At 70.3% G+C, this 16,535-nt stretch carries 19 protein-coding genes; 6 read left to right on the top strand and 13 right to left on the bottom strand.

Annotated elements, in window-relative coordinates; genetic code table 11:
• Positions 1 to 63: 63 nt before the first annotated feature.
• The 5 genes from era to KF737_RS21015 form a co-directional block, all read right to left on the bottom strand.
• The gene (gene era, locus KF737_RS21035) at positions 64 to 984 is read right to left on the bottom strand and encodes a GTPase Era (protein ID WP_296460016.1); all 921 of its coding nucleotides are present in this window, start codon (positions 982 to 984) and stop codon (positions 64 to 66) included.
• Positions 981 to 1,700, bottom strand: a complete 720-nt coding sequence (gene rnc, locus KF737_RS21030) for a ribonuclease III (RefSeq protein ID WP_296460013.1) — start codon at positions 1,698 to 1,700, stop codon at positions 981 to 983. The genes era and rnc overlap by 4 nt, the downstream gene beginning before the upstream one ends.
• Positions 1,697 to 2,473 (bottom strand): signal peptidase I, encoded by a 777-nt coding sequence (gene lepB / locus KF737_RS21025; RefSeq protein WP_296460010.1) that lies wholly within the window; start codon positions 2,471 to 2,473, stop codon positions 1,697 to 1,699. The genes rnc and lepB overlap by 4 nt, the downstream gene beginning before the upstream one ends.
• 491 nt (positions 2,474 to 2,964) lie before the next feature.
• Entirely contained in the window at positions 2,965 to 3,549 is a 585-nt protein-coding gene (locus KF737_RS21020; protein ID WP_296460006.1) for an SRPBCC family protein, read from the bottom strand.
• A 35-nt stretch (positions 3,550 to 3,584) separates the two neighbouring features.
• Complete coding sequence (locus KF737_RS21015) at positions 3,585 to 3,902, bottom strand: hypothetical protein (RefSeq protein WP_296460003.1); 318 nt, start codon at positions 3,900 to 3,902, stop codon at positions 3,585 to 3,587.
• A 131-nt stretch (positions 3,903 to 4,033) separates the two neighbouring features.
• On the opposite strand from KF737_RS21015, the gene KF737_RS21010 reads away from it, so the two are divergent.
• Positions 4,034 to 4,972, top strand: a complete 939-nt coding sequence (locus KF737_RS21010) for a DUF808 domain-containing protein (RefSeq protein WP_296460000.1) — start codon at positions 4,034 to 4,036, stop codon at positions 4,970 to 4,972.
• Between the two features lie 151 nt (positions 4,973 to 5,123).
• Here KF737_RS21010 and KF737_RS21005 read toward each other — a convergent pair whose 3' ends face one another.
• The 4 genes from KF737_RS21005 to pyrE all read right to left on the bottom strand — a co-directional run bounded on the left by KF737_RS21005 (position 5,124) and on the right by pyrE (position 7,585).
• Entirely contained in the window at positions 5,124 to 5,537 is a 414-nt protein-coding gene (locus KF737_RS21005; protein WP_296459997.1) for a DUF2147 domain-containing protein, read from the bottom strand.
• 107 nt (positions 5,538 to 5,644) lie between these two features.
• Positions 5,645 to 6,046: a holo-ACP synthase gene (gene acpS / locus KF737_RS21000; RefSeq protein WP_296459994.1), complete on the bottom strand. Its 402-nt coding sequence runs from the start codon at positions 6,044 to 6,046 to the stop codon at positions 5,645 to 5,647.
• Positions 6,043 to 6,801, bottom strand: a complete 759-nt coding sequence (locus KF737_RS20995) for a pyridoxine 5'-phosphate synthase (RefSeq protein ID WP_296459991.1) — start codon at positions 6,799 to 6,801, stop codon at positions 6,043 to 6,045. The genes acpS and KF737_RS20995 overlap by 4 nt, the downstream gene beginning before the upstream one ends.
• A gap of 199 nt (positions 6,802 to 7,000) precedes the next feature.
• Positions 7,001 to 7,585 (bottom strand): orotate phosphoribosyltransferase, encoded by a 585-nt coding sequence (pyrE, locus tag KF737_RS20990; RefSeq protein WP_296459985.1) that lies wholly within the window; start codon positions 7,583 to 7,585, stop codon positions 7,001 to 7,003.
• A 118-nt stretch (positions 7,586 to 7,703) separates the two neighbouring features.
• On the opposite strand from pyrE, the gene KF737_RS20985 reads away from it, so the two are divergent.
• On the top strand, positions 7,704 to 8,732 hold the full coding sequence (locus tag KF737_RS20985; protein ID WP_296459983.1) for a hypothetical protein: 1,029 nt from the start codon (positions 7,704 to 7,706) through the stop codon (positions 8,730 to 8,732).
• A 210-nt stretch (positions 8,733 to 8,942) separates the two neighbouring features.
• On the opposite strand, the gene KF737_RS20980 is transcribed toward KF737_RS20985, so the two are convergent.
• Both KF737_RS20980 and rpoZ read right to left on the bottom strand, forming a co-directional pair.
• Positions 8,943 to 11,111 (bottom strand): bifunctional (p)ppGpp synthetase/guanosine-3',5'-bis(diphosphate) 3'-pyrophosphohydrolase, encoded by a 2,169-nt coding sequence (locus KF737_RS20980; RefSeq protein ID WP_296459980.1) that lies wholly within the window; start codon positions 11,109 to 11,111, stop codon positions 8,943 to 8,945.
• Positions 11,112 to 11,230: 119 nt separating this feature from the next.
• Positions 11,231 to 11,590: a DNA-directed RNA polymerase subunit omega gene (gene rpoZ, locus KF737_RS20975; protein ID WP_296459976.1), complete on the bottom strand. Its 360-nt coding sequence runs from the start codon at positions 11,588 to 11,590 to the stop codon at positions 11,231 to 11,233.
• 186 nt (positions 11,591 to 11,776) lie between these two features.
• Between rpoZ and KF737_RS20970 the strand changes: the two genes are divergently transcribed.
• A complete protein-coding gene (locus KF737_RS20970; RefSeq protein WP_296459971.1) occupies positions 11,777 to 12,754 on the top strand; it encodes a sulfotransferase domain-containing protein in 978 nt (325 codons plus the stop codon).
• Between the two features lie 266 nt (positions 12,755 to 13,020).
• Here the strand turns inward: KF737_RS20970 and KF737_RS20965 are convergent, their stop codons facing one another.
• Both KF737_RS20965 and folK read right to left on the bottom strand, forming a co-directional pair.
• Positions 13,021 to 13,437: a YciI family protein gene (locus KF737_RS20965; RefSeq protein ID WP_296459967.1), complete on the bottom strand. Its 417-nt coding sequence runs from the start codon at positions 13,435 to 13,437 to the stop codon at positions 13,021 to 13,023.
• A 76-nt stretch (positions 13,438 to 13,513) separates the two neighbouring features.
• The gene (folK, locus tag KF737_RS20960; protein ID WP_296459964.1) at positions 13,514 to 14,026 is read right to left on the bottom strand and encodes a 2-amino-4-hydroxy-6-hydroxymethyldihydropteridine diphosphokinase; all 513 of its coding nucleotides are present in this window, start codon (positions 14,024 to 14,026) and stop codon (positions 13,514 to 13,516) included.
• 16 nt (positions 14,027 to 14,042) lie between these two features.
• On the opposite strand from folK, the gene KF737_RS20955 reads away from it, so the two are divergent.
• From KF737_RS20955 to KF737_RS20945, 3 genes are all read left to right on the top strand, one after another.
• Positions 14,043 to 14,639 (top strand): NYN domain-containing protein, encoded by a 597-nt coding sequence (locus KF737_RS20955; protein ID WP_296459961.1) that lies wholly within the window; start codon positions 14,043 to 14,045, stop codon positions 14,637 to 14,639.
• 174 nt (positions 14,640 to 14,813) lie between these two features.
• Positions 14,814 to 15,464, top strand: coding sequence for a uracil-DNA glycosylase (locus tag KF737_RS20950; RefSeq protein ID WP_296459958.1), 651 nt, complete (start codon positions 14,814 to 14,816; stop codon positions 15,462 to 15,464).
• A 262-nt stretch (positions 15,465 to 15,726) separates the two neighbouring features.
• Positions 15,727 to 16,535, top strand: an 809-nt coding sequence (locus tag KF737_RS20945; RefSeq protein ID WP_296459955.1) for an enoyl-CoA hydratase-related protein, incomplete at its 3' end; no start/stop codon positions are given.

Raw genomic sequence — 16,535 nt, 5'->3', positions numbered from 1 at the left:
CGAGGCGCGTCCCGACACCCGCTCATCCCGGCGAATGCCGGGCGAATGCCGGGATGAGCGGAATTAGCTGTCGAAGTCGAGGCCGACGCTGCCGTAGAACTCGCGCTTGTCGGCCCAGCGTTCGTCGACGGTGACGTGCAGGAAGAGGTGGACGCGGCGGTCGAGGAGGTCGGTGAGCTCCTCGCGGGCCTTCTGGCCGATCCACTTGAGCGTCTGGCCGCCCTTGCCGAGGATGATCGGCCGCTGGCTCTCGCGCTCGACGTAGATGGTCTGCTCGATGCGGACGCTGCCGTCGTTGCGCTCCTCGAAGGCGGTGGTCTCGACGGCGGCCGAGTACGGCAGCTCCTCGTGGACGCGCAGGTAGAGCTTCTCGCGGGTGATCTCGGCGGCCAGCAGGCGGGCCGGAAGGTCGGCGGTCTGGTCCTCCGGGTAGAGCCAGGGGCCTTCGGGCATGAGGCCGGCGAGCCGCGCCTTGAGGTCGTCGACGCCGTCGCCGGTCTTCGCCGAGATCATGAAGACCTCGTCGTAGGCGCCGGTTCCGAAAAGGGTCTGCGAGACCTCCAGCAGGTCCTCGCGCTTGACGCCGTCGATCTTGTTGAGGGCGAGGATGGCCTTTTTGCCGGCGGTCTTCAGGCCCTCGACGATGGCCTCGACGTCCGCCTGGGCCTTGCGGTCGGCGGGGCTGTCGTGGAGCTGGGCGGGCACGTCGACCAGGTGGACGACGGCGTCGGCGTCCTCGGCCCCGCCCCAGGCGGCGCGGACCATGGCGCGGTCCAGGCGGCGGCGCGGCGCGAAGATGCCGGGGGTGTCGACCAGCACGATCTGGGCGTCGTCGGCCAGCGCCACGCCGCGCACCGGGAAGCGCGTGGTCTGCACCTTCTGGGTCACGATCGAGACCTTCGCCCCCACGAGGCGGTTGGTGAGCGTGGACTTGCCCGCGTTGGGCGCGCCGATGATGGCCGCGAAGCCGGCTTTCCGGGTCATGTCTCGTTGTCCGCCTCGGACTCGACGCCCTCGCGCTTCAGCAGCATGGAGGTGGCGGCGGATTTCTCCGCGGCCTGGCGCGAACCGCCCTCCCCGCGTTCCTCGCCAAACCCCTGGACGCGGACGGCGACCGTGAAGACCGGCGCGTGGGCGAGGCCGCTGCGGGTCACCACCTCGTAGGACGGGAGCGGCAGGCCGAGCCCCTGCGCCCACTCCTGGAGCTGGGTCTTGGGGTCCTTGGCGCGCGGCGCGTCGAGGCCGGCGAACTCCTCGGACCAGAACCTCTCGAAGAAGGCCTTGGCCGTCTCCAGGCCGCCGTCGATGTAGAGCGCCGCCATCAGGGCCTCGCAGGCGTCGCCCAGCACCGCGTCGGACCTGCGCGCGCCCACCTTGGTGGCGCTGGCCGACAGGCGCAGGGCGGGCGGCAGGCCGCAGCGCTCGGCGGCGCGGGCGCAGGCGTGGTAGTTCACCAACGCGGCGAGGCGGCGCGACATGTCGCCCTCGCGGGCGTCGGGGTCCAGCGCCATCAGCCGCTCGGCGGCGCAGAGGTTCAGCACCCGGTCGCCCAGGAACTCCAGCCGCTCGTTGTGGCGCACCTCGCGCGCGCCGTCGCCGACGCTGGCGTGGGTCAGCGCACGCTCCAGGAGGTCGCGGTCGGCGAAGACGTGGCCGATGCTGCGTTCGAGCGCCTCGACCGCGGCGTTGCGCGCGTTCACTTGAGGATCTTGAAGAACCGGCTCGGCCGCGAGTCGAGGAACCAGGTCCAGGGCTTGAAGATCGAGGCTTCCGGCTTCCAGGAGAGCAGGATGATCTGGGCCTTCCCCACCAGGTTCTCCTCCGGCACGAAGCCCACGCCCTGCAGGGCGGGCGGCACGCGGCTGTCGGACGAGTTGTCCCGGTTGTCGCCCATCATGAAGTAGTGGCCCTCGGGCACCACGAAGACCTCGGTATTGTCGAGCTCGCCGTCGGTTCCGAAGTCCTGGGTGACGTACTTCTTGCCGGTCTTCAGGGTCTCCTGGAAGCGGGCGATCTCGCGCACGCCGTAACCGGTGTCGGTCTGGATCGGCGAGAGCATGTCGCGCTGGACCAGCTCGTCGTTCACGTAGAGCAGGCCCTGCTTTACCTGCACCCGGTCGCCCCCCAGGCCGATGACGCGCTTGACGTAGTCGGTGTGGCCGTCGCTGGGCAGCTTGAAGACGACGATATCGCCGCGCTTGGCCTGCTGGTCGAGGATGCGGCCCTTGAACAGCGGCGGGCTGAACGGGATCGAGTGGCGCGAGTAACCGTAGGACCACTTCGAGACGATGATGTAGTCGCCCTCGTAGAGGTTGGGCTCCATCGAGGCCGACGGGATGGTGAACGGCTGGAACAGGAAGATGCGCAGGACGAGCGCGATGAGCAGGGCGTAGACGATCGTCTTGACGATCTCCACCAGCTCCTGGACCGCGCCGGGCTCCTTCGCCTCCGCGTTCTGCACGTCTTCGCTCATGGGAATCCCTGATCGCGCCCCGGCGTCCCGGCGCGGGTGTTTGCTAGCCGCTCCCCGACCCATGAGCAAGTTCGGCGCCCGTGAACATTGCGACAGGCGACGATCGGGCGCGGGAAGAGGCTGAACCCCGAAGACACGAAAGGCGCGAAGGAGTCCCGCCGCGCCAGCGGGGGCTCGATCATCTGGAACCACGGATTTCACGGATTTCACGGATTCGCTCGGATGACGGCCAAGGCGGGGGGCCTGATCGCACCCCTTCAAAGCCCGCTCATCCCCGCGCATGCGGCAGGGCGATTGCATATGGCCTGTGGGCGGCTCGTCCGCCCGATTCATGAACCGCAGAGATCGCAGAGACACGCAGAGAGGGTCGCGGATCCACCGGAATCCTCTGCGTATCTCTGCGATCTCTGCGGTTCGACTGACGGCCTTTCGGCCGCCCGAATCCATATGCAATCGCCCTGCCGCATGCGGGGGGATGAGCGGGGGTGGGGTCAGGTTTCGGCCGCCGCCTTGATGGCGGCGAGGCCGGCGCGCATCCAGCGGGCGTAGGGGCCGTCGAGGAAGGCGAGCTTCAGGAGGGCGCCGCCGAGGCCCGCGCCCAGGAAGCCCGGGAACCGGTCGCCCTTCAGCTCGAAGCTGTAGGTCCAGGCGAGCCGCGTCCTGTCGCCCTCCGCCACGTAGTGGAAGTCGCCCAGGCCGTAGCGCAGCGGCCTGGCGGCGGGCGTGGTGTAGCCCCAGACCTGGTAGCGGAAGCGCCACGCGGCGTCGGTGCGGGTGTTCTCGATCACCTCCTCGATCACCGTCGTGCCGTCCGTGAGGAAGACGAGGTGGCGGCCGCCGACGGGGCCGAAGCCCTGCGGGTTCAGCGCGAGCGTGTCGGCGACGCCCGGCAGGCCCGAGGCGGCCGGGTGGCGCGCGCTGAGCGGGGTCGCGTCGACGGCGGCGACCACCTGGGCGAAGGGGCGGTCGATGACCACCTGCTCGACGCGGCCGACCAGCTTCTCCGGCCCGGCGAGCGGCGGCCTGGGCGTCTCGACGAAGCCCGGCGGGGGCTGACGCACAGCGACTTCGGACATCGGCAGGACCCCCAAGGTCGGTCGGCTGGACGCCGCTACTTGATCCTGACGGTGGCCGCGCCGGCGGGGCCGGTGACCTCGAAGCTGTCGCCCGACGCCTTGTCCTTGGGATATTCGACGCAGCTCTCGTTCGGGTCGAAGTTGGACTTGGTGCAGAGCTTGTCGCCGTCGCGGCGCCATTCCCCGGTGACCTGGCCGTCCATGGCGGTGAACTTGCCGTCGGGCGTGTAGGTCACGTCGATGTCCATGCCCTGGACGTTGAGGACGATGCCCTTGGTGGTGACCTCGTCGATGGTGTCGGCCAGCGCGGGGGTGGCGAGGGCCAGGACCGCGGCGGCGATGATGATGCGCATTGTGACGTCTCCCCGATGGTTCTCCGGCGGAACCTGCCTGCGATCCTAGCATGGGGACGGCCGCCCGGCGCGCGGCTTGACGTGCGTCGTCGAAGTGCGGTCGAAGGGAAGCCCGACGGGAGACCTCACCGATGGCGTCCGGACTGGCCGCACTGCTGGACGACGTGGCCGCGATCGCCAAGCTGGCGGCGGCCTCGCTGGATGACGTGAGCGCCGCGGCCGGCAAGGCGGGGACCAAGGCCGTGGGCGTGGTGGTGGACGACACCGCCGTCACCCCCAGCTACGCCATGGGCTTCACGCCCGACCGCGAACTGCCGATCGTGGCCAAGATCGCGCTGGGATCGCTGGCCAACAAGTTCCTGGTCCTGCTGCCGGCCTCGCTGCTCATGTCGGCGTTCGCGCCGTGGCTGGTGACGCCGCTGCTGATGCTGGGCGGCGCCTACCTCTGCTTCGAGGCGACCGAGAAGACCCTGGAGTCCTTCGACCACGAGGAGGTCGGCGACGAGCCGGGCGAACTCGCGCTGTCGTCACGCGAGATCGAGAAGCAGAAGGTGACGGGCGCGATCCGCACCGACTTCATCCTGTCCGCCGAGATCATGGCGATCTCGCTCAGCCAGGTGGAGGACCAGCCGCTGGGCGTCCAGGCCGCCTCGCTGGCGGTGGTGGCGCTGGCGATCACCCTCGGCGTCTACGGCGTGGTCGGCCTGATCGTGAAGATGGACGACATCGGCCTGGCGCTCTCGAAGCGGCCGCTGGCGTCGACCCGGGCGCTGGGCCGCGGGATGGTGAAGGCGATGCCGGCCGTGCTGGGAGGCCTGGCGACGATCGGCACGGCGGCGATGCTGTGGGTGGGCGGCGGCATCGTCGTCCACGGCCTGCACGAATACCACCTCACGCCCGTGCCGGCGTGGGTGGAGCATGCGGCCGGGGCCGCGGGCCACGCCTCGCCGGCCGCGCTGGCGGGGGCGGTGAGCTGGATCGTGACCGCCCTGCTCTCGGCGGTGGTCGGGCTGGCGGTCGGCGGCGTCCTGGCCGGCGCGCTCCACCTGGCGAAGCGCGGGAAGCACTAGCTACGTCATCCCGCGGCTTGTCCGCGGGACCCATACGCGCCGACGACGCCGGGAAAGGCTCGAACGGCGACGCTGCGGATCACCGCGCCTTCCCGTGTTCATGGGTCCCGCGAACAAGTCGCGGGATGACGTTCGGGAGGGAGGGCGGGGCTCAGCTCTCCACCCGCGTCCAGGTCTGGCTCTTGCAGAGGACGTTGGCGAAGAGGCAGCCCTTGGCGCGCAGGGTGCGGCCGTCCAGCGGCTCGGCGCTGCCCGTGAAGGTGCGGTTGAGGTCGGGGATGAAGACCTTGCCCTGCCAGACGCCGGCCTTCTTCGGCTGGAATTCGCGGAACAACTGCAGGCCGATCAGTTCCTTGGTGCCGCCTTCGCGGGCGTCGGCTTTGGCCTTCTCGGTCGCCCAGATCACATAGCCGCAGGCGCCCTGCGGGCACGGGCGGATATCGACGTGGACCGAGTTCTTGGGGTTCTTCCAGACGCCGAACAGCGACGGCTCGGCCGCGCCGGCCGGAACAGCGGCGGCGGCCGCCAGGGCGGCGGCGAGGACGATGGACTTCAGGTTCGGCATTCAGGCTCTTCCGGAACGGTGACGCTTCCCCAGTCGGGGAGCAGGCATATGGGACATCGCCGATGAGCGTCAAATGAACAGCGTTCGTGGCGAAGGCATGACGGAACTCAGTCCTCCGGCAACGCCTCGATGATGACGAAGGCCTGCGCGTAGGGGTGATCGTCGGTGAGCGTGAGGTGGATGACGGCGCGCATGCCGGGCGGGGTCATCTCGGCCAGGCGTTCGGCCGCGCCGCCGGTGAGCGCCATGGTCGGCTGGCCCGAGCGCATGTTGACGACGCCCATGTCGCGCCAGAAGACGCCGCGGCGGATGCCGGTGCCCAGCGCCTTGGCGCAGGCCTCCTTGGCGGCGAAGCGCTTGGCGTAGCTGGCGGCGGCGTCGGCCTTGCGGTCGGAGCGCACGCGCTCGACCTCGGTGAAGACGCGCTGCCTGAAGCGGTCGCCGAAGCGGTCGAGCGAGGCCTGCACGCGGCGGATGTCGGAGAGGTCGGAGCCGAGACCCAGGATCATGCGGCCACCTGGCTGCGGGCCTCGTCCATCAGCGCGCGCATGCGGCCGATGGCGGGGCCGAGGCCGATGAAGATCGCCTCGCCGATCAGGAAGTGGCCGATGTTGAGCTCGGCGAGCTCCGGGATGGCCGCGATGGGCTTCACCGTCTCGTAGTCGATGCCGTGGCCGGCGTGGACCTCCAGGCCCAGTTCGCGGGCCTTGGCGGCGGCGGCCTTCAGGTTGCGCAGCAGGGCGTCGGCCTGGGGGCGGCGTTCGCGGACGGCCTCGCAGTAGGCGCCGGTGTGCAGCTCCACGACCTGCGCGCCGACCGCCTGGGACGCGGCGACCTGGGCCTCGTCGGCGTCGATGAACATGGACACGCGGATGCCGGCCTCGACCATGCGGCGCACGACGGGGGCGATGGCGTTCCGCCCGCGCACGACGTCGAGGCCGCCCTCGGTGGTCACCTCCTCGCGGCGCTCGGGCACGAGGCAGGCGGCGTGGGGCCGATGGGCGAGCGCGATGGCCTCCATCTCGGGCGTCACGGCGCACTCGAAGTTCAGCGGCCGGCCGCGGCGGCGGCAGATGGCGGCGAGCGCGTCGATGTCGGCGTCGGAGATGTGGCGGCGGTCCTCGCGCAGGTGGGCGGTGATCCCGTCCGCGCCCGCGGCCAGCGCCGCCTCGGCGGCGCGCACGGGATCGGGGTAGCCCTCGCCGCGCGCGTTCCGGACGGTGGCGACGTGGTCGATGTTGACGCCGAGTCGGAGGCGGGTCATCGCGATGTTCCCTCGCTTCTCCTCTCCCCCCGCGAAGCGGAGAGGGAGAGGGTCGGGAGAGGGCGGCGCCGGTGGCGGGATCGGCCCGCGCGGTTCAGCCGGAATCCTCGGTCAACCACCCCGGCCGCGGACAGGCCGAGCCGCCCTCTCCCGACCCTCTCCCTCTCGCTTCGCGGGGGAGAGGAGACGCTAGCGCCCCTCATCCCCTCAGCCTCTTCGAGCCGGGCTCCTCGGCCGGGAGCGCGGCGAGGTCGGGCGGGATCTCGTCGGGGGCGTAGCTGGGGACGTCGACGGTGGCCAGCGCCACTAGCGGCCAGCCGACGTCGGCCCTGCCGCCCGAGCGGTCGACGATGCAGGCGCAGCAGAGGACCTGGCCGCCGGCCGCCTCGATCGGCTCCACCGCCTCGCGGAAGCTGCCGCCCGTGGTGATCACGTCCTCGACGACGACCACCTTGGCGCCCGGCGCGATCCTGAAGGCGCGGCGCAGCCTGAACCGGCCGTCCTCGCGCTCGACGTAGATCGAGGGCACGCCCAGCGCGCGGGCCACCTCGTAGCCGGGGATGATGGCGCCGACCGCGGGGGCCACGATGACGTCCGGCTTGCCGAAGCGCGCGACGATCTTCTCCGCCAGCGCCTTGCAGAGCCGCTCGGTGCGGTCGGCGTACTGGAAGACCAGGTTCTTCTGCAGGAACATCGGGGAATGGCGGCCGCTGGCCAGGATGAAGTGGCCTTCGCGCAGCGCGCCCGCGCCGCGGAACTCTTCGAGGACGTCTTCGGTGTTCATGGGGGCCAGATAGTCCGGTTTTGCCTGCGTCGAAAGGTCCTGCCCCGCGCCCGTGGACACAAGCGCGTTTCGGCCGGATCGAAACCCCTCGTTAGCCCGTGGCCGGTAAAGCTCGGGCATGGCCGATGGTGCGGGCATACAGCCGCCGAGAAGCGCGATGGCGCCGGGCGAGCGCGGGAACTTTCCGGGGGACTTCCCGGAGGGGCTCAAGCCGCGCGTGCGGCTGTTCTTCAGCGCCGACCTGGTGGACGCCACCCGCTACAAGCAGTCGCGCACGGTCTGGCGTCCGGAAATCCTGAATTTCTACCGTGACTTCGATTTCATTCTTAAGGAAGAACACGCGGCCTTCGCCGAGGCGCACAACCCGGCCCTGACCCCGCCCACCTTCTGGAAGAGCAACGGCGACGAGCTGCTCTACGTCTGCGAGATGACGAGCCCGAACGAGGCCCACGCGCTCATGTACGTGTGGCTGGCGGCGCTGGAGCGCTACCGCGCCACGATCGTCGAGGCCGACGAGCATCTCGACGTGAAATCAACGGCCTGGATCGGTCTGTTCCCGGCGCCGAACGCCGAGATCTTCTTCCGGCGCGGCAATTTCGGCCCGCTGGACGACAGCGCGCGCGATCCGCTGATCGTGCAGTCCGAGATCCGCGACGAGTGGTACGCCTATCCCTACGGCGCGACGATCACCCGCGAGTTCGTGGGCCCGTCGATCGACACCGGATTCCGGCTGACCGCCTGGGCGACGCCGTCGCGCATGATCCTGTCGGTGGACCTGGCGTTCCTGCTGATGGACACCCCGGCCGGCGGCCTGGGCCACCTGCGCCTCAACCTCAGCGGCTGCGCGCGCCTGAAGGGCGTGGCCTGCGACCAGCCCTACCCGCGCCTCTGGGCGCCCGTGGGCGGCCGCCTGGCCGAGGAGCCGCGGATGGAGCCGGCGATCACCGACCAGCGCACCATCCGCGCCTTCTGCGAGGCGCTCATCGAGCAGAACTACAGCTCGATCACCCCGCTGTTCCTCGAGAACGGCGGCGGCGACGCCTACGACTGGGTCCCGCCCTACATCCTGAAGCGCATCCTGGCCCAGTGGCAGGACGAAGTGCGCCACCGCGAGGCGGTGACCGGGGTGGTGCTGCTGGGGGACTGAGGCCAGGCGCCGCGCTCCGTCCCCGCGATCCTGAAACACGGCTGTCATCCCGGTTTTGGCGAAGCCGAAGACCGGGACCCAACCGTCCGGTGCGTCGATTGCGGGAGGGCGGCCCCGGAGGTCGGGGCCATGCCGGTTAGCTCAGAGCACCGGCGGGTTGGGTCCCGGTCTTCGCCTGCGGCGAAACCGGGATGACACTTAGGAGGGGGACTACCCCTTCGTCCGCTCGACCTCTTCCACGCTGGGATTGGCGCGGAGCGCGGCGGAGATGTGGGTGAGGTGTCTCGCGTCCATGACGTCGACGTCGATGTCCACGTCGAAGAAGTCGCTCTGGCGGTGGTGCATGCGCAGGCCCACGATGTTGCCGCCGGCCTCGCCGATGATGGTGCAGACCTGCCCCAGCACGCCGGGCGCATTGCGGATCGTGGCGGTGAGGCGGGCGCGGGCGGTGGCGTTGCGCTCGGCCTCGGGCGTCCATTGCAGGTCGCGCCAGAGCTCCTCGCGGTCCTCGTATTCGGCCAGCTTCTCGCAGGCGATGGTGTGGACGGTGAGGCCGCGGCCGTCGTTCTCCAGGATGCCCACGATGCGGTCGCCGGGCACGGGCGAGCAGCATTCGCCGAAGTGCAGGGTGACGCCGGGGGTGAGCCCGCTGCCGCGCACGTAGAGCCGCGCGCCCTTGCCGTCCTGGATGTGGCGGCGCGCCGTCGCGGCCTCGCGCTCGGCGGCCTTGAGGCCCGGGAAGACCGTCTCCAGCACCTGGGCCGGCGAGGCGCGGCCGCGGCCGACGGCGTCGAACAGCTCGTCCTCGCTGGCGACGGCGAAGCGCTCGCAGGCCGGGCGCAGCGAGACGTCCTTGCGGCTCTTGCCGGCGGCCTCGAACATCTGGTCGACGGTGGCGCGGCCGAGGCGGATGAACTCCTCGCGCTCGGTCTGGCGGATGTGGCGGCGGATGGCGCTGCGGGCGCGGCCGGTGACGGTGAGCGAGCGCCAGTCGGGCGGCACCACGGGCTTGCCGCCGCGGATCACCTCGACCACGTCGCCGTTGGAGAGCGTGGTCCTGAGCGGCTTCAGCTCGCCGTTGATCTTCGCGCCGATCGTGGTGTCGCCGATGTCGGTGTGCAACGCGTAGGCGAAGTCGAGCGGCATGGCCCCGCGCGGCAGGCTGACCAACTGGCCCTTCGGCGTGAAGACGAACACCTGGTCGAGGTACATCTCCAGCTTGGCGTGCTCGACAAGCTCCTCGGCGTCGCCGCCGTGCTCCAGCACCTGGACGAGGTGGCGCAGGTTGACCAGCGGGTCGCGGCCGCCTGCGGCCTTCTGGTGCTCGGCGTCGAAGCCGTAGTTCTCGTTCTTGTAGCGCCAGTGGGCGGCCACGCCCTCCTCCGCCACCTGGTCCATGGCCTCAGTGCGGATCTGCATCTCGATGCGCATGCCGCGGTAGCCGACCACGGTGGTGTGCAGGCTGCGGTAGTTGTTGCGCTTAGGCGTCGAGATGAAGTCCTTGAACCGCTCGGGCACGGAGGGCCAGGCGCGGTGGATGACGCCGAGGGCGCGGTAGCAATCCTCCTCCGTGTCGGTGATGACGCGGAAGGCGTAGATGTCGGAAAGCTGAGAGAATCCAATGGATTTCCGCTGCAGCTTGCGCCAGATCGAGTATGCGCTCTTCTCGCGGCCGTAGACGCGGGCGGGCACGCCGGCGGCCTCCAGGCGCGAGGTGATCTCCTGGGTGACGGCCGAGACCGCCCCGCCCTGCTCGGCCCGCAGCACCTCCAGGCGGCGCAGGATGGCGTTGCGGCCCACCGGGTTCAGGTGGGCGAAGGCCAGTTCCTCCAGCTCCTCGCAGATGCGGTGGACGCCGATGGAGCGGGCAAGCGGGCCGTAGATGTCCAGCGTCTCGCGCGCGATCCGCTCGCGCTTGGCGGCCTGCTTGATGAAGTGCAGCGTCCGCATGTTGTGCAGGCGGTCGGCGAGCTTCACGAGCAGGACGCGGACGTCCTTCGAGATGGCGAGGATGAACTTCCGCAGGTTCTCGGCCTGGCGGAGATGTTCCTGGGAGAGCTCCAGCTTGGAGAGCTTGGTGACGCCCTCGACCAGCTCGGCCACCTCGGCGCCGAACAGCTCCTCGACCTTCTCGCGGGTGGCGTCCGTGTCCTCGATGACGTCGTGCAGCAGGGCCGTGACGATGGTCTCGGTGTCGAGCCGGTAGTCGGTGAGGATGCCCGCCACCTCGATGGGGTGGGCGAAGTAGGGGTCGCCCGACGCGCGCTTCTGCGACCCGTGCTGGCGCATGGCGTAGACGTAGGCGCGGTTGAGCAGCGCCTCGTCGGCGGTGGGCTCGTAGGAGCGGACCTTCTCGATCAGCTCGAACTGGCGGAGCATGCGCGGCCGCGGCGTCCCGGAAACCGGCGGGACGGGCGGGGCGGAAATCGGAGCGTCTTTAGATGGGGCGACGGGCGTGGCCGCCGCCTCTTGCAGGAGGGGTTCTGCGCCTTCGGGGCTCAGTACCGCTCCTCCTGGCCGCCGTCACGGTCGCTCTGCAGGGCGCGGACCAGTTCCAGCTCGCTCATCTGCATGTGGGTCGGATCGGCCAGCAGGGCGAGGGTCTCGGCCTCTTCCTCGGCTTCCGAACGCTCGTCGACGCGCTGCAGCGTGCCGATCAGGGTTTCCTTGAGCTCCTCGGCGTCGACCACGTCGTCGGCGATCTCGCGCAGGGCCACGACCGGGTTCTTGTCGTTGTCGCGGTCGACCATGAGCTGCGAGCCGGCCGAGATGGCGCGGGCGCGATGGGCCGACAGCAGCACGAGGCTGAAGCGGTTGGGGACCTTCTCGATGCAGTCTTCGACGGTGACGCGGGCCATTCAATCTCTCGGAGCGGCGGGGAGGTAGAACCGCACAAGATAGAGGCCGGGGCGCTTTTGTGCAACGCCGCATAGGTCGCACCACCGGCTCGCCAGCGACGCCGGACGCCATGCGCCCCATCTCCTAGCGACTCGCTCGACAAACCGATGTTCGATTAAGCGTGGCCGCAGGACGGAGGGGGACGGATGCCAACGCTCGAACGCGCGCCCACGCGGCCCTATCGCACGGTGCTGATGAACAGCCGCCGCTGGGACGGATTCCGGCCTCGGCCCGGCGACATCGTGGTGGCGACCTACCCGAAGTGCGGCACCACCTGGACGCAGCGGATCGTCGACATGCTGATCCACCAGTCCACGGCGCCCAGGACGATCATGGAGCTCTATCCCTGGCTGGACGCGACCTTCTTCGCGCCGGTCGCCGAGGACCTAGCGACGCTGGAGGGCCAGACCCACCGCCGCGCGATCAAGAGCCACCTGCCCTTCGACAGCCTGCCGGTCTACGACGCGGTGAAGTACGTCCACGTGGCGCGCGACGGCCGCGACGCCTGCTTCTCGTTCCACAACCACATGCGCAGCTTCACCGACACGGCGCACGAGAAGGTGGGCGGCGCGGCGGTGGAGCTGATGGCCGAACTCGGCATGCCGGCCGACGCGCCGGCGCCGGCCCCGCCCGAGACGCCCGAGGACCCGCGCGACTTCTACCTCAACTGGATGGACGAGGCCGAGGCCGGGCCGCAGCCGCTGACGGACCTCTCGTTCTTCGAGTTCGAGATGACCTACTGGCGCGAGCGGGCGCGGCCCAACCTGCTGCTGGTCCACTACAACGACCTCAAGGCCGACCTGGCCGGCGAGATCGCGCGCATCTCGGACTTCCTGGAGATCGACACGCCGGCCGCGACGGTGGCCGAGATCGCCGCGGCCGCAGGCTTCGACGCCATGAAGGCGCAGGGGCCGGACCTGCTGCCCACGGTGGAGGTGATGTTCCAGGGCGGGAGCCAGACGTTCCTCAACAAGGGGACCAACGGCCGCTGGAAGGCGGCGCTGACCGGCGAGGACCTGGCCCGCTTCGACCGCCTCTCGACGGCGAAGTTCACGCCGGCGGCCCGCGCGTGGATCGAGGGCGGTCGGCTGGCCGCCGGCGACCCGCGGGGGGCCGACAACTAAGACCAATCCACATTCGACCGAAGGCCCGGTCTCCGAGGGATGAGCCGGCGGCTCTCTGCGCGCCGCAGGCGCTGTCGTTTCGAACCACCAAGGGCGCCAAGCGCGCCAAGGGCGACGCCAGCCTCTTCGTGACCTTGGTGGGCTTGGTGTCGAATTCGCGGCGCTGACGCGCCAGCGGGGCAAGCCCTTCCTCCGCACGGGGCGAAGGGCCGCTGGAGCGCGCGATGAATGTGGATTGGCCCCAGGCCAGCCGCACATCCGGCGGTTCAGCTCCCGCCCATGATCCGTTCGGCCTCGGCCTTCAGGTCGGGCGAGAAGGCGTCGCCGAAGTCCTCGATCTCCCAAAGCGGACGGATTTCAAGCTCGACCTCGCCATGGCCGTCCAGAATGGGCCAGCGCCGGGCCCAGGCCAGCACCTGCTCCAGGGAGTCGGCCTCGACCAGGGTGTAGCCGGCGATGATCTCCTTGGTTTCGGTGAACGGGCCGTCGGTCACCAACGGCTTGCCCCCGCGGAACTTCACCCGCGCGCCGGCCGAGGTCGGTTTCAGCCCATCGCCCCCGAGGATCCTGAGCTCGCGGCCCATCTCCTCGTGGTGACGCATCATGGCCTCGGCCAGGTCGGCGGTGGGCAGGGTTCCCGCCTCGGTCTCGGCGTCGCCCTTGCGGATGATCATGAAGCGCATGGAAATCTCCTACAGCGGTCGCCGGAAGGGCGCCGTCCGGGTCGAGGACGCGCGAACGCGGGCGGCGCCGACATTTCTATGGCGCGGGCGTCGCGTCGCGGCCGATGCGGGCCGAGGCCGCCAGTTCGGCGGCGGTCGCGCCCAGGACCGGATGCACCCACCCCGGCGCGATCTCGGCCAGGGGGCCCATGACGAAGAGGCGGTCGTGGGCGCGGGGGTGCGGGAGGATGAGGCCGGGGCCGTCGACGACGTCGCGGCCGTGGGCGATGAGGTCGAGGTCGAGGGTGCGGGGCGCGTTCCTGGCCCCGCGGTCGCGGCCCATCTCGGCTTCCAGCCTGAGCAGGGCCGCCAGGACGCCGGCGGGGCCGGCGTTCGCCTCGACAAGCGCGACGCCGTTGCGATACTCAGGGCCATCGGGATCGGGCCAGGCGGCCGAGCGCCACCAGGACGACCGCGCAAGGATTTTCAGGCCGACCTGCGGGAACCTCGCCAGCGCCGCCTCCAGGAGGGCTTCCGACGAACCGTAGGGGCCCGGGAGATTGCTTCCCAGCGCGACGACGACGGCGTTCTGCAGGTCCATCTCGGCCATTGGGATTTGAGTGGCGATGACCTTCTACCCCACGGACCGGCTGGCGTTGTTCATCGACGGGGCGAACCTCTATTCGGCCGCGAAGAACCTCGGATTCGACATCGACTACCGGAAGCTGCTCGAGGAGTTCAAGAAGCGCTCGGTGCTGGTGCGGGCCTACTACTACACCGCGCTCGTGGAGAACGAGGAGTACTCGCCGATCCGGCCGCTGGTGGACTGGCTGGACTACAACGGCTACCGGCTCGTGACGAAGCCGGCGCGCGAGTACACCGACGCCAGCGGGCGGCGGCGCTTCCGCGGCGACATGGACGTCGAGATCGCCGTCGACATGCTGGAGATGGCCGAGCACGCCGACCACATGGTGCTGTTCTCGGGCGACGGGGATTTCCGCAAGCTCGTGGAAGCGGTGCAGCGCAAGGGGGCGCGGGTGACCGTGGTCTCCACCGTGAAGAGCCAGCCGCCGATGGTCAGCGACGACCTGCGCCGGCAGGCCGACAGCTTCGTGGACCTGGCGGACCTCGCCGACATGATCGGGCGGCCCGCGCGCCTGCCGAAGTTCATCTCCGAGAACCGCGACCACCATGTCGAACGCGACGCCGATGCCGGCCACTAGGTCCTCTCCCCCGCGCAGCGAGAGGGAGAGGGCAGGGAGAGGGCGGCTGGGCGACTTCAGCCTTTCGGCGAGCGCCCGCCGTGGGACCTCGATCCACCATATGATGACGAACGAACAGCCTGCGCCGCCCTCTCCCTGCCCTCTCCCTCTCTCGCTTCGCTCGGGGGAGAGGAGATGAGCGTCGAGCTCTCGACGCCTCCGGAGGCGCCCGCTGACTGCCCGCTGTGCCCGCGGCTGGTGGCGTATCGCGAGGCGAACAGGATCAGCGTGCCGGGGGGCTTCAACGGGGCGGTGGCGTCGTTCGGCGACGAACAGGCCGCGCTGTGCGTCGTGGGCCTGGCGCCGGGGCGGATGGGGGCCAACCGGACGGGGCGGCCGTTCACCGGCGACGGCGCGGGGTGGATGCTCTACGAGACGCTGCTGAAGACGGGGTTCGCGCGCGGGGCCTATGAGGCGCGGCCGGACGACGGGCTCGCGCTGGTCGACTGCATGATCACCAACGCCGTGCGGTGCGCGCCGCCGGGGAACAAGCCCGAGACGGTCGAGGAGGCCACGTGCCGGCCGTTCCTGACCGCGCGCCTGGCCGCCCTGCCCCGGCTGAAGGTGATCGTGACGCTGGGCGACGTGTCCCGGAGGAACGTGCTCAGGGCGCTGGGGCTGAAGGCGTCGGCGGGGATCGCCGGGCACGGGACCGAGTTCCCGGCGGGGCCCTACACGGTGCTGAACAGCTACCACTGCTCGCGGCTGAACACGAACACGGGGCGGCTGACGGGCGAGATGTTCGAGGCGGTGTTCCGCCGCGCGCGGGCGTTGATCGACGGGTGACCTCCTCTCCCCCGCGCGCCGCAGGCGCGACGAGAGGGAGAGGCTGGGAGAGGGCGGCGCCAGACGCAGGGACGTTTCGGCCGATGCCTCAGGTCACGCCGGCGGCGCCGCGTCCATTCGGGGAACCGCCTGAGATGGCCCGTTCGAAGGCGCCGCCCTCTCCCTACCCTCTCCCTCTCTCGCTTCGCTCGGGGGAGAGGAGGCTGTTGCCTCTGCGGAAGCTCGCGGATGGGGTAGGCTCGTCCAAAATCGGAGGATCCCCATGGCCGACAGCGCCGTCACCGCAGACCAGGACGAGGTGCTCTACGAGGTCAGCGAGCATATCGCGACGATCACCTTCAACCGGCCCGAGCGGATGAACACCATCTCGGGGCCGATGCTGAACCAGCTCGCCGAGCTTCTGCTGAAGGCCGACCGGGACCGCGACGTGCGCTGCATCGTCCTGACCGGCACCGGCCGCGCGTTCTGCGCCGGGCTGAACCTGGGCGGGGCGACCAAGGGCTCGACCGGGCTGGAGGGCGCCTCGACCTCGACCGACATCGACCTGCGGGCCACGCCGCCGACGGTGCTGTTCAACCTGGGCACGCCCACGATCTGCGCGCTGAACGGCTCGGCGGCCGGCTACGGCATGGACACGGCGCTGGGCTGCGACATCCGGATCATGGCCGAGGGCGCGAAGATGGCGGCGGCCTTCACCAAGCGCGGCATCGTGCCGGAGAGCGGCGGCACGTGGATCCTGCCGCGGCTGCTGGGCTGGTCGAAGGCCGCGGAGATCATCTTCACCGGCCGCACGCTCTCCGCCGCCGAGTGCGTGGAGCTGGGCCTGGCCTCGCGGGCGGTCCCGGCCGACCAGGTGGCGGCCGAGGCGCGCAAGCTGGCGCTGGAGATCGCGGCCAATGCGCCGCTGGCGGTGCAGGCCTCGAAGCGGCTGATGCGGATGGGGCTGTCGGAGGGCTTCGACGAGCACGTCCACCACGTGTTCCTGCAGCTCCTGCCGCTGCTCAGGACCGAGGACTCCCTGGAGGGCATGAAGGCCTTCATGGAGAAGCGCGAGCCGAAGTTCCAAGGGCG

This window comes from Phenylobacterium sp., from assembly GCF_019636135.1.
Taxonomy (GTDB): Bacteria; Pseudomonadota; Alphaproteobacteria; order Caulobacterales; family Caulobacteraceae; genus Phenylobacterium.
This window is presented reverse-complemented; position numbering and strand designations above follow the sequence as displayed.